Annotated in this window: 9 protein-coding genes and 2 tRNA genes; 4 read left to right on the top strand and 7 right to left on the bottom strand. The window is 41.1% G+C overall.

The window, feature by feature from the left end:
- Positions 1–167: 167 nt before the first annotated feature.
- The 6 genes from K6G33_RS06365 to K6G33_RS06340 all read right to left on the bottom strand — a co-directional run bounded on the left by K6G33_RS06365 (position 168) and on the right by K6G33_RS06340 (position 7,970).
- Complete coding sequence (locus K6G33_RS06365; protein WP_296777449.1) at positions 168–566, bottom strand: hypothetical protein; 399 nt, start codon at positions 564–566, stop codon at positions 168–170.
- 10 nt (positions 567–576) lie between these two features.
- Positions 577–1,173: a biopolymer transporter ExbD gene (locus K6G33_RS06360; RefSeq protein ID WP_296777448.1), complete on the bottom strand. Its 597-nt coding sequence runs from the start codon at positions 1,171–1,173 to the stop codon at positions 577–579.
- Between the two features lie 9 nt (positions 1,174–1,182).
- Positions 1,183–1,695, bottom strand: coding sequence for a MotA/TolQ/ExbB proton channel family protein (locus K6G33_RS06355; RefSeq protein ID WP_296777446.1), 513 nt, complete (start codon positions 1,693–1,695; stop codon positions 1,183–1,185).
- 107 nt (positions 1,696–1,802) lie between these two features.
- Positions 1,803–2,849 (bottom strand): lysylphosphatidylglycerol synthase transmembrane domain-containing protein, encoded by a 1,047-nt coding sequence (locus tag K6G33_RS06350; RefSeq protein ID WP_296777445.1) that lies wholly within the window; start codon positions 2,847–2,849, stop codon positions 1,803–1,805.
- Positions 2,850–2,997: 148 nt separating this feature from the next.
- Positions 2,998–4,704 (bottom strand): bifunctional diguanylate cyclase/phosphodiesterase, encoded by a 1,707-nt coding sequence (locus K6G33_RS06345; protein ID WP_296777442.1) that lies wholly within the window; start codon positions 4,702–4,704, stop codon positions 2,998–3,000.
- A gap of 197 nt (positions 4,705–4,901) precedes the next feature.
- Entirely contained in the window at positions 4,902–7,970 is a 3,069-nt protein-coding gene (locus K6G33_RS06340; protein ID WP_296777439.1) for a glycoside hydrolase family 9 protein, read from the bottom strand.
- A gap of 311 nt (positions 7,971–8,281) precedes the next feature.
- On the opposite strand from K6G33_RS06340, the gene K6G33_RS06335 reads away from it, so the two are divergent.
- Both K6G33_RS06335 and K6G33_RS06330 read left to right on the top strand, forming a co-directional pair.
- Positions 8,282–9,667 carry a diguanylate cyclase gene (locus tag K6G33_RS06335; RefSeq protein WP_296777436.1) on the top strand — a complete coding sequence of 462 codons (1,386 nt, stop codon included), beginning with the start codon at positions 8,282–8,284 and terminating at the stop codon, positions 9,665–9,667.
- A 535-nt stretch (positions 9,668–10,202) separates the two neighbouring features.
- Positions 10,203–10,865, top strand: coding sequence for a type II secretion system protein (locus tag K6G33_RS06330; protein WP_296777434.1), 663 nt, complete (start codon positions 10,203–10,205; stop codon positions 10,863–10,865).
- 188 nt (positions 10,866–11,053) lie between these two features.
- On the opposite strand, the gene spo0A is transcribed toward K6G33_RS06330, so the two are convergent.
- Complete coding sequence (gene spo0A / locus K6G33_RS06325) at positions 11,054–11,803, bottom strand: sporulation transcription factor Spo0A (protein WP_296777432.1); 750 nt, start codon at positions 11,801–11,803, stop codon at positions 11,054–11,056.
- Between the two features lie 259 nt (positions 11,804–12,062).
- On the opposite strand from spo0A, the gene K6G33_RS06320 reads away from it, so the two are divergent.
- A tRNA-Leu gene (locus K6G33_RS06320) sits at positions 12,063–12,147 on the top strand.
- Positions 12,148–12,153: 6 nt separating this feature from the next.
- Positions 12,154–12,242: transfer RNA gene (locus K6G33_RS06315), tRNA-Ser, on the top strand.
- The last annotated feature ends 411 nt before the right edge of the window (positions 12,243–12,653 follow it).

Below are 12,653 nucleotides of genomic sequence, written 5' to 3'. Positions count from 1 at the left end.
ACCTCAGAAAGGATCGTCAGCCTTCGTTGTTTTATACTGTATATATCCCATTTTTGTGTTCTGATCTTGTTTTTGCCTGATATTCTGTGTAATTAGCCCCTCTGCGTTGCTCGCAGAGGGGCTTTGTGGACAGGCTGAAAGGCAGTATAAACTGCCTTTATTATGTGTTATTTTCCTGTCTTGTTATAGTTCTTATATCCTGCCTCGTCAAGCTTGTCCGTAAGCTCATCAACGGTATTTTTTGCAGCTGTATCATCAGAAGTGATAGTTATCTCTGCTTCCTTGTCGAGCTTGCTTATCTCCGTCATAAGGTCGTCGAGGCTTATCTTCTCGTTGTTGAAGATATAATCGTGACCCGAAACTGTTATTTCAGCGCCCGCAGGCTTTCTGTCGAGGACAGTTGTAGCCTCTGCCGAACTTTTTTCCGTTGTTTCCGACACCGTTGTATCATTACTCTTTCCTTTTCCCGAATCCTTTCCAAAGCCGCCGAAGCCTTTGAAGAAATAAAGGAAAACAATTATCGCAATGATAATAAGGATAAGAATAAAACCAAGTATCTTTTTCATATTGCTCACCTCACTTTGTTGTATTTATAGTTGTAAAATAGAGATTTTTGTATTCTCTCTGAATACCGATTATTGAATTTTCGACTGTAGGAACAGCTGTTTCCGTACCATATTCGTCACCGTTAAAAGTAAGTGTGGCAATGACAACATCATCGTAACTGTATCCTGCCTTTTTTATCATATCTTTCAGCATTTCTCTGATATTGCGCTTGTCTTCGGAGCTTATCTCTCCCAGTTTTTTGCTTCCGCAGAGAACACTGAGCGTCCAGACATCGCCTTTCTCCACGTCATGGAGGTTGAATGCTATGCCTTTACCTTCATTATACGCAGAAAGAGCTTCCTGATTTTTAGCGGCATTCTCATCAGCCTTACCAATTCGCTCCCACTCTTCCGAAGCTTTTTCGCGCCATTCTTCCTGTTCCTGCTGATTTTCCAGCTTTATCCTTTCGGTCTCCTCAAGCATGGAATTGTATGAAGATTCAGCCTTATTAGCTCTTTCAGTGGCAGTCTCCACATCGACCTTGCTGAAAAGGATAAAGAAGAACAATATTATCATCATTACATCAAGAAGCGATGTAAAGTCAAGTATGATCTCTCTGATCTTCATAAGCTCACCTTAAAACCTTGTCTGCTTCTGAGATTCGGCAATACCGCTTTTTCTCAGTTTTTTTATCAGAGCAAGGTGTCTTTGTATAAGGTCCTCAGTATCAGCGAACAGCCTTGCATTCACTATTTTAAATGTAACTGCAAAGATTATTCCCCATGCGGTAGAAGTAAGTGCGCCGAAAAAGTTGTTTTTGGCGCTGCTTATAGCTTCCGCGCTTGAAAGATCAAGTCCGAGAAGTGAAAGAACAGTTCCAAGCATACCGAGCAGCGGAAATATAGAGATCAGCGTTATAAAAAGAGTATACTGTGTATTGATCTTTCGGTAGCTGTCAAATATCCTGTCCACCCTGTCAACATTGAGGAGGTCTTCACTGGTTGCCTCCCAATCGTATATCTCGTGGTCAACAGACTGTTTATTGCGGTTGAGATTCATTGCTACCCATACAGTAAATACCGCAAACGCAAAAATTATCACATTATAATATGGAGAGATCGCATGACCAAATTTCGACCAAAAGCTCATTTTATCACCTCTGATTTTTATTATACAGCATAAATCTTCAAATTGCAATACATTTCGGCAAATATTACAACAATAAAAAACTCCGCTTTATGGCGGAGCAAAATAAACTATTCGTTTTGTTTGTTCTCGTTTCTCATTCCTCTGATATGGGCGATAAGAGTAACTCCTCCGCCGATAAAAAGTATCAGATAGTATGTAAGTCCGCGGTTTATAAGGAGTGCCGGCTTAACGAACTTCATTCCGAATATCTCAGTGAATGTGAGCAGGAAGCAGCCCTCCGAGATGCCTGCCGCACCCGGCAGAGGAAGCATTTCTACCGCAACACCGATCATGATCTGCAAGGTAAGAATATCTATAAATCTTGTCTGTCCGAGACCGTAAGCCCTGTAAACGATCCATGTTATCGAGAACAGGCATATTCTCTGAACAGCTGTAAGAAGAAAAACATTGAAAACAACTGACAGGTTTTTCTTTATATAGTCAGCTCCCATTGCGTAGGTATCACAGATACTTATAAGCTTTTCCGTGTATTTATCCTTATTCTTTCTTTTCAGTATCCTCAGCTTAGTGAGCAGTCCTACTGTTTTTATACCGAGAGCTCGTGCCCAGATAGGTTTGATGAACACCAGCAGAAGTGCTGCGATGAATGATAGATTCATGACAAAGCCAAGAACTATCAGCCATTTCATGTCACCTGCATAACGGGCGACCACATCGGAATTAAATATCATGAAGCCGAGAGCAAGAAGTATCAGCACCGATTTATATGCTATGGTTATCAGAAGCATTATCAGCGTAGAGTAGCCGATCTTTATTTTGTCTTTCTTCATATGATACATCTGCATGGGCTGACCGCCCGTAGATGATGGGGTTATAAAGCTGAAAAAGAATCCCACGAAGGAATACTTCAGACATTTCAGAAAACTTGTCTTCTGTTCAAGAACTCTGAGCATATAGTGGATTATGACCGATTCACCAGCTACAAACAGTATCGCAGCGGCTGCACCAAGTGTTATCCAGAACGGTGAAGCACTCTGAAGATCATGCATTATCTCGGGAAGCGCCTGTTCCTTAAAGATAAGATGAAGAGTAAGGAGCGATATAACAAGGATCAATCCTATATTCAACGCATATTTAAGTACTTTCTTGATCAATGTCACCCCCGAAGTCTAATAGTAAAATGCATAGGTAGTTAATTTTAATTATATCACACAGTATTATCTTTGTCAATACAACCGGTACTGCATATCAAGAAAATAAAACTTCAAATATAAAAGCCTCCCATATGAGAGGCTATGAATATCAAACATTAAAGATATCCTGATCTATTATGTACTTCTGCTTATCGAGCCTTTCCTCGAACTCCTCCAGCGGAAGAGGCTTATCGAACAGGAATCCCTGCGCCAGGAAACAGTTATTATCAAGGAGTATCTTTATCTGTTTAGCGGTCTCAACTCCCTCAGCAATACATTCAAGTCCAAGCTCATTCGCCATTCTGACAACATACTTGAACATCACGCTTCTTGTACTGCACTCATTGTCACCATCAATTGGCAGAAAGCTTCTGTCCACTTTCAGAACGTTCCACGGGATCTCACGTATGAGATTCAACGAAGAGTAGCCCATTCCGAAATCGTCCACCGACGTGCAGATACCTGCCTGCTGAAGACTGCTTACAACACGTTTCAGGTCGCGGAACTCCACATCTGTGGTAGTTTCTGTCAATTCTATCTCGATATATTCATGCGGGACATTATGCGAATCAACTATATTTATGATCGTTTCGGTCAGATCAACGTCCATCATGTGCTTACGCGAAAGATTCACCGATACTCTTACCACTTTTTTCTTTTCGTCAAGCCAGCGGCGTATATCCTTGCAAACATGATCCAACATATAGAAATCAAGCTTGCATATATCAGTATTGTATTCAAGGATAGGTATGAAATCAACGGGAGAGATTATCTTTCCGCCGCTCAGCCATCTGCAAAGAGCCTCCGCGCCAACTATCTCACCTGTTTTTATGTCTATCTTAGGCTGATAGAACACCTTGAACTTCTCATTTTTCAGGGCCTGCGGAAATACCTGCTGCATACGCATTCTTTTTTCCTTGCTGATCTCCATTTTGTCGTCAAAGAATACGATACTGTCCTTTCCGCCGAACTTAGCAGCCTGTGAAGCCGCAAGTATCCTGTCCATAATGTCTCCAGGAGCATCAAAGGTAAAGTCATCCTTCATGCGAAAGACACCGGTACTTGCAGAGACCCTTATTCTTTTGCCGTTATTTGTATCATATATAACAGGCGCTCCCCTGAGTATATCAAGAACTTTTTCGAGAAGGCTGTCTTCAAGCACTGCAACAAAGTTATCACCGCCGACACGACAGACGATACCCTTATCTCCAACGACATCGTTCACGAGATTAAAATAGTTGCGTATGGCAACATCGCCTGCTCCCCTGCCTATTTCACGGTTTATGAGCGTGAAATGGCGAAGATTGAAGTAAACGGCAGTATTTCCGCCGAGTCTGTTGTCACTGTTCAGGTTTTCAAGATAGCGCAGAAATGCTCTCACATTCTTATAGCCGCTGTCATCGTAGAAGCCGAATTTTTCGACCACTGACTGAAGCCTGTAGCGGCTCACAAAGCTGAGCAGTGTGCGCATCACAAGATCCAGCTTGTATTTTTCCTCCTCAGTGAGCGGTTCGCAGTCATCAGGCATAAAAGCGCTGCACTTTACGACTGCCATTGATTTTGTAACTATACGCCTGTGTACGATCTCTTTGCCGCCTTTTCCGTTATCATATCCGACAAATATCTCACCGCGTCCTGCTTTCTCATAACTTACACTCTTATAGAATTCCGTTATACCTTTGGATATATGAAAAAAATCACAGACTGCCCCTAATGCCGTCTGTATCTCATCAATATCAAACCCATCGGGACGATTGAGAGCCGCAAGCAGCTTTTCAAAGAGTTCATAGAACTCCAGTTTTTTGCCCTTATCCATTATAAACACTCCGTCCAAGTATCTTACATGATTAAAGAAGCCTCCCCTTCTCATAAATTATTATATCATATTGATATTTAAATTACAAGCTTTTTACTGAATATAGTTAAAAATCTATTATTTATCCGCAAAAATTGACAATAATTTCCGCATAAAAGCAAAAGCAGACCGCCATAACCGACGGTCTGCAAAAAATATCAAAGTTCTTTTATTTTACCGAGGAGATACTCCTGAATAATAAGGGCATCATTTCCTGTGAGACCTACAACAGTCTTGTCAACATCTGCATTTGCAATTCCCTGCTTTGTCACAGCGTTCTTGTCTGTACCGCCAAGTCCGTATTTATTAGGATTTGCCATTGACTGCATTATAAGTACGACATCGGCCATATCCACATTCTTATCACAGTTAGCGTCGCCCTTGAGATCAGGCTCAGGGAGCGATATATCGCCACTGGTCGTTGTGACAGATGTTGTAACAGTAGTAGTTGTCGTGGTCGTCGAAGTCACAGAAGTCGTTGTAGTTGTAGGAATATCACCTATTACAGACTCATTGTCAAGGAATGAGATATCCCATGCAAGAGCAGCCTGCATCTCAAGTGAAGGAGTATTCTCAAACCATGCCTCCACAGAATCTGCGTAGCACTTCTGTGCAAAAGTTTTACCGATACTCATGCCAAGTGACTTGACATAATCGTCACGAAGTCCTGAAGCCGCACCGCTTGCCATAACGCCTGAAGGTGACATCGGGAAGTCACGATCTATCTCATTAGCCCAGAAGGTGTGGCGCGGATTATTGATATAATGCTCACCATAGCCTGTAACATAGGATATTCCCAGACCGTTTCTGCCGAAAATATAATCCATAGCCTTTGAAACGCCATTCAGGTACTTGGAGTCTTTTGTTATATCGTATGCATATGCCATGATAAGAGCATTATTTGTAATACGACCGTTGGACTGGTATTCATAGCCGGTCTGTACATATTCATCGTGAGGCACACTGATATATTGTTTAAAATCAGCAGATTTATAGGGGGTCCCCATAGCATTATCATCAGAATTTTCAAGTTCAAGATACTTTTTTGCTGCATTGCTTATATTTTCACTTATGAGCTTTTTATCATCAGCCGATAACTTATCGCTAAGGAACAGTGAAAGAGTTCCCATTGCTGATGTATTCACATTGTTGAACGAGCCTCTCGAAGCTTCCGTATCGACGTTGCCGAGGTATGAGGTTATGTCAAAGGCTTTATTATGTCCGTCACTATCCTTATTTTCATAGTCCTTCAGGAAATCATAATAAGAATCGTCGCCTGTTGTCACAAAAAGCTCACAAGCAGCCCAGTATGCTTCGTCCCTGACATTTTCATCTCCTCTTATATCACTGAGAACGAGCTGTGTCAAAGGTGCAAAAAGCGCCCACTTTCTGTTAAAGGCATCGTCATTTTCAGAATCCCAGTATTCGCGGTACTTCATTACTGCATTCCATGACTTCTTAGCATTATCAAGGCATTCCTTTGCGAAATCAGGATCATATTCCTCCCATAGACGGGCAGCCTGAGCTGCACAGGCTATCATATTGAAAGTTGCCGCATACGTAGGAGGTCTAACGATACGTACTATACCGTTATAATCATCAATGTAATCAAAACGCTTTACTCCAACGCCCTGATTCTTGCTGTCGCAAACTTCGTGATATACAAAGTTTTCATAGTCCGTGCCCCAGAAGCTGTCCTTCTTCGGGTCTACGATCATTTTGAACATGAATTCAAGCTCATATCTTGCCTCATCGAGCACATCAGGCACTCCTGCACCGCTGCCCCCGTTTTCAGGAAGATCAATGGTCTTGCTGTCATTCCACTTTCCGTCCTCTTTATTGATCTTTTCTCTCTCGTACATATTCTGGAGCAGCCATACAGCATTCGCACCGCCCACAACGCTCTTGCAGAAAGTATCCGCATCGTACCAGCCGCCTGAAACTATTATAGCATCAGTCTTGTTGCCGTCAAAAGTTTTCCCATAAGTTTTTTGCCAGCTTTGCTGTACATATGCAGTATCATTGACATTGTTCGCCTTGTGTGCCAGCTTAGCCTTTCCGCTGCTGTCAGACGGATTAGAAGAGCTTATATACTGCTCATTTATATCAATACCCGAACGATTCTGATAGAAATAGTTCATAGCATCTGTAAGTACATTTTTATACAGATCATCCGATATTTTGAACTCATGGCTGATGTATTTCTTGTATACCTTGCCTGTGTATTTATCGGTATAGGTATTCTCGGGATCATCTACTTCAATGGTATAACTGCCGGGGGTCTTCACCTTTGAGAAGTCAAGGAGCTGACAGTACTCACCTGACTCTTTGTAATAGCCCTTTGAATCCTTGTTATCGGTTTCACTTCCCTTAACATACACGCCCGTGCCATTGTATACGGCCTTGCCCGATTTGTCAAGCACCTTGAAGCTTACAGGCGCTTTGGGTTCAGCTGTTGCGTATGTAGCTATTTTGCTGCTATTAGGATAATAGCCCACCTGATTCAGACGTACATCGCTCCAAGGTTCGATCTTTCCAAAAATATCAGACGAGTTCCAGTGATTCTGTGCTGTCCAAAGGCATGGTGTTTTATCTTTGCTGATGTACTCGCCACCGCAGTCCTTACACTCAAGGGTAAGATTGTCAAACTTCAGTTGAGTGCCTTTCGGGAAGCAGTCATTCTTCTGATATTCTCCCGCACCGCCGTATTGGAAACGCCATTCAGCGTCCTCAATGGTCTTATCGGCAGTGAACTCACAGTCAAATGAATTCTTTCCTTTTTTTATTTCTGTATTCTCCCAACCCAGATTCCAATCAGGAGCATTATTCTGCCATACAATTTTATTTCCGTCCGCTGAGCATATCATTACAGATATCTCACCGTCATATGAAGACTCAAGCTCCCAGTGCAAATTGTAGGTATGACCTTCTTTGATATACAGATTCTTGTGTTTGAATGCCAGATCCCAGCGCGAATCACCGCCGCGCTCTTTGCCGCCGGGATTTACTATGGTAACATTATACGTACCGTCGCTTATATCGAACTTCTGCTCGGCAGGCAAAGCCGAACAGGTATGCCATGGAAGTCCGATACCGTCATCGAATGTGCTTTGACCGAGACAGCTGACCGCGTTTGCCTCTGCCGATACAAGTGCGAGCGTGCTCGCTGCGGCAACAGATACTGCCGCAAGTCTTTTGCGTAGTGTTTTCTTGATTTTTTTTTGCATTTGTAAACCCTCCCTGTTACTTTTTAAATGCAATAATAAGATTATGTTATATGTCGAATTAGTCAAATGCGACATTTATAACCAGATTGAACAATAATATTATAGCACACCTTTCGAAATAAATCAACAAAAAGCATTCAACATTAGCCAAAAAATCCTTATTTTTTCACACATATCAATTATCCGATAAAAAGCCGCCACTCAACGTCAGTATTTGTTATTTGATAATCTATATTCATATAATTATATTGACACATGTTCTGTATCCATGATATAATTACTAATAAAAATATACCATAGGAGTGATTTTTATGGAATTTGAGAATATATTAAAAAATTATAAAACCAAGACCTGCATAATATCTGTCGAAAAATTTCCTGACGGCTCCTATGGAAATATTCGTATTGCTGCCGGAAACAAAGCTCACTGCGATGCGGTTTCCGCGCTCAGAGGCCGTCCGTTTGTCCCCGACACTCCTTACGAGGAATGGTTCCAAAAGGATATGCACTTTGAAGATTACTGCTATCGCTGTGCGATCCTCGAACAGCCTTTGCATACATATGTAAACCTTTATAATATCGGCATATGGCTCAACCTCTTTCTCCTGCCCCTTGAATCCGACAAAGAAAACATCGCTTACTGCATTTATTCATACGAAGCTACTCCGCAGGTGGACTCCGAGGCAATGTCAGAGCTTTCCATCGAGACTTCATCAGCGGTACTCAAGACCTGCATAAAGCTCCGCGGCTCACAGGATTTCCAGACATCAGTTGGTGAAGTAATAGCTGATATACGCGAGATATGCGATGCCAACCGATGCTGCATCCTGCTTTTAGACAACGAAAACAACAGATGCCGTATTCTCTGTGAATCCCTGAAGCCGGGTGCAAATATACGCTCCGCTAAAGAGCTTATATCCGAAGAGTTCTATGAAATAGTCTGTACATGGCAGGATACTCTCGCAGGAAGCACCAGCCTGATACTGAAAAACAACATGGACATACTAAAGGAACGCAATCCGCGCTGGCTGGATCATCTGAGGAAATCAAACGTAAAAAACATCGTTCTAATCCCTTTGAACTACAATAATGAGATTTTAGGATATATATGGGCTACCAACTTTGAAACAGATAATTCCGTTAACATCAAGGAAATACTTGAGACAAGTTCATTTTTCCTCGCTTCCGAGATAGCAAACCACCAGCTCCTGCAAAGACTTGAGATACTAAGCTCCATAGATCTGCTTACGGGTATCAAAAACCGAAATATCATGAACAACAGAGTTGACCGCATCATCTCAGGAGCCGACACCTTTGACAGTTCATATGCGATAGTCTTTGCCGACCTGAACGGACTGAAGCGCGTCAATGACTTTGAGGGCCACGATTCAGGTGACGAAATGCTGAAATCTGCCGCAGCAATGCTGCAGGGGGTCTTCTATGACTGTGAAGTATATCGCGCCGGCGGCGACGAGTTCATGATAATCGCTCAGAATATCACACAGGAAGAACTCAACAAAAGAATATCCGCCTTGCGCGAACAAGCAAATTCAAGCCAAAATATCCGATTCGCCATAGGTGCAAGCTACGGCGACAAAGACTATGATATCCTCACGGCTATGCGTACAGCTGATGCAAGAATGTATCAGGACAAAAACGAATTCTATCTCGCCCACCCTAAACTTAAATACAGATAAAGCACTCCCCCCCTTATAGGAGACACATTTAATGTGCCTTACCATAAGGGGGTTGTTTTTTCGTCAGAGAGAAGCCGCCTGCCAACATCATTATTTTACCATTAACAATCTTATATGCAACTGTTTTGTATATGACACAGCTCTCGTATGTTTTAATTCTCCTGTTTTTATGCATTCGCCGATTATATATGATAAAATGTTTAATTATAATTCGAGACGAACTGCAATAATACTGCAAATGCCTGTTATACAATGACATAAAATATTGATTTTTCTTTTATTCAGTTCACAATCTAATAAAATTGCAGTTGATTTGCATATAAATTGCAGTATCTGGAAAAAAGTTGAAATTGGTCAACCTATTCTAAAGAAACGGTTGATTCAACCTTTGTGTTTATGATATCTCAGACCTCGATAATACTATATGTATATATTTATGTGAAAAATTTCGCTTTTCTTAATTTTTTATTGACATATTATACTCTGCGTGATACAATATATTTAAAGAAAAATATTAACGTTGGGAGGAAATGTTATGAGAAATAAACAGGAAAGAAAAAGCAATTTTAAAGGCTTTACCTTAATCGAGCTTGTTATCGTTATTGCTATAATGGCTATCCTTGCAGCTTTGCTTGTCCCCAGTATATACGGCTATCTGGAGCTTGCAAGAAACAGAGCTGATGTAACAGCCGCAAAAGTATTATGTAATGCGATACAGTCCGAATGTGCTATGGATTCAGATAAGATCGAGTCATTCACTCATAATCCATGGGGCAAAGGAAAAAATACCGACGGCTCCGAATACGAAGCCGATGACCACGGTTATATATATGTCGACAAGAAGCAGGTTCGTGTCAGCAGCTATTCAATAGCAAAGCTTCTTGAACACGACGGATACATAACCGACGCAGGTGATTTCCAGGGCGAAATAAAACAGTATGTTTATACAGGTCAAAATTGCCGCAGACTTCTCTGCAAATCCAACAGGACTTGGTACCGTTATCAGATCAATATAGCTTACAGAGACGGCGAGATATACTTCACCTATAATGCCAACTCCAGATCAGGTGAGACCAGAAATGTTTCAGGTATGAGTATCGACACTAACCTGCATGACGACTTTGCATCAAAGCGTTTTGCAAACATGATCGGCGGAGAGGCTGACCCAAGGGTTTCACTCCCTGTTATTAATTATTGATGTGCTTGATAAAAAATACCCTTATTGTTTTATAAACCGATAAATCCTCTCCCCTTGAGCGCCTTTGCCTCTGTCCGCTCAAGGGGGATTTTTTCGCCATCAAATAAAAAACGCTCATACTAACCAATATGAGCGTTTTATGTATTTATCCTAACCATTTATTTTCCCCAAAACTCAGATAACCATTATTATTGCATCGTTTTTAACTGTAATCTTATTTTATCTGTTACAAGTGCAATAAATTCTGAATTGGTAGGTCTACCGCGATAGTTGTCTACAGAGTAGCCAAAGAACTGACTTATCGCCTCTGTATCTCCCCTGTCCCATGCGATCTCTATTGCATGGCGGATAGCCCGTTCAACTCTCGACGATGTTGTATCGTACTTCTTCGCAACACATGGGTAGAGCTGTTTGGTCACACATTCCATAAGCTTGTTATCGTCGATCGCACTTAATATCGCCGATCTTAGATAATAGTAACCTTTAATGTGTGCCGGCACACCAAGTCTTTGTATAATGTGTGTTACCATTACTTCTTTGTCTTTTGTTCTCCTGCTTGCAGGTATCTGCAAGATGCTTTTGATTATAGAAGGTAATTCTTCTATATTGTAAGGTTTTGAAAGGAAATAAGAAGCACCATTCCCCATTACCTGCCGCTCAATAAATCTGCTGTCTATATCCGATACTATTATAAATGCAGGAAGCTTTTCCTTCCTCATCTTGACCTGTTCAATTAGGTCAAGTGCATCTGTATCAGGCAGCGTCAGATCTACCAATACTACATCAGGTTGTTCATTGAGAATGGAATCAAGTATCGTGTTGCCGTCTTTCCTTCGTGTTATTGCGATCATGTCGTTTTCACGAAGTTTTACTGCTATTCTTACTCCGATTGATGCTGAATCTTCTCCAATCAATACTTTGATCCTGTCTTTTTCCATGTTAGGACTCCTTTTCTAATTACTACATCTATATTGTACAACAAAAATTTATATATTTCAATAGCATTTTTAAGCTAAAATTGTCGAATTATATTGTGTTTTGTCTATTTGCGACGAAAGCGTGAAAAATATAGTGTTTTATGTAATAATCAGTCTCCAATATTAAGTTATAAAAATATTTGTTTTTAGTAATATAATATTTTTTTCTCCAAAAGTATTGACAACTTCTACTTTTCGTAGTATAATATTAAAGTACTTTGCGAGTGTGCTGGAATTGGCAGACAGGCACGTTTGAGGGGCGTGTGTCGACAGACGTATGGGTTCAAGTCCCATTACTCGCACCAAAGTACGGACAGATGGCTGAGCTGGTCTAAGGCGCACGACTGGAACTCGTGTATACGTTAATAGCGTATCGAGGGTTCGAATCCCTCTCTGTCCGCTCTTTTAAAGAAGCCTGTATTTCGAGGGAAACACCGAAATACAGGCTTTTCTTATACCTGTGGAAAACAGTTTTAAATGCATTTTTGCAGATTCGTGTGAAGAAATAACAGGCGTTTTTCACACGAATTCACACGAATTCACACGACATAAAGGTGGTATAACGTTATAAAGAAGACAGCTCCCTTTCGGGAGCTGGTCTTTTTTGTTATAAGAATTGTCAGCAGTGACAATTGTAACTTTTTTAATGACAAATGTCATTTATTTCAGATTGTTGGTTTGTCAATGATGCGAGACAAATTAAATCAAAAAACTTGACCGTATTCGAGGAAAGCTTTGATGTAATCAGAAGGAGATTTCCAGTTAAGCGGACGCATAGGGAAATTATTGTATTTTCTGCTGTGAACAGCTA

Source organism: Ruminococcus sp., from assembly GCF_024691275.1.
Lineage (GTDB): Bacteria > Bacillota > Clostridia > Oscillospirales > Ruminococcaceae > Ruminococcus.
The sequence above is the reverse complement of the archived record's forward strand: the minus strand, read 5'-3'. Positions and strand labels throughout refer to the sequence as shown.

Bases quoted from the DNA above. Each gene is read 5' to 3' on its own strand.
- K6G33_RS06365 (WP_296777449.1), bottom strand. From the start codon at position 566: ATGAAAAAGATACTTGGTTTTATTCTTATCCTTATTATCATTGCGATA.
- K6G33_RS06360 (WP_296777448.1), bottom strand. From the start codon at position 1,173: ATGAAGATCAGAGAGATCATACTTGACTTTACATCGCTTCTTGATGTA.
- spo0A (WP_296777432.1), bottom strand. From the start codon at position 11,803: ATGGAAAAAGACAGGATCAAAGTATTGATTGGAGAAGATTCAGCATCA.
- K6G33_RS06355 (WP_296777446.1), bottom strand. From the start codon at position 1,695: ATGAGCTTTTGGTCGAAATTTGGTCATGCGATCTCTCCATATTATAAT.
- K6G33_RS06335 (WP_296777436.1), top strand. From the start codon at position 8,282: ATGGAATTTGAGAATATATTAAAAAATTATAAAACCAAGACCTGCATA.
- K6G33_RS06345 (WP_296777442.1), bottom strand. From the start codon at position 4,704: ATGGATAAGGGCAAAAAACTGGAGTTCTATGAACTCTTTGAAAAGCTG.
- K6G33_RS06340 (WP_296777439.1), bottom strand. From the start codon at position 7,970: ATGCAAAAAAAAATCAAGAAAACACTACGCAAAAGACTTGCGGCAGTA.
- K6G33_RS06330 (WP_296777434.1), top strand. From the start codon at position 10,203: ATGAGAAATAAACAGGAAAGAAAAAGCAATTTTAAAGGCTTTACCTTA.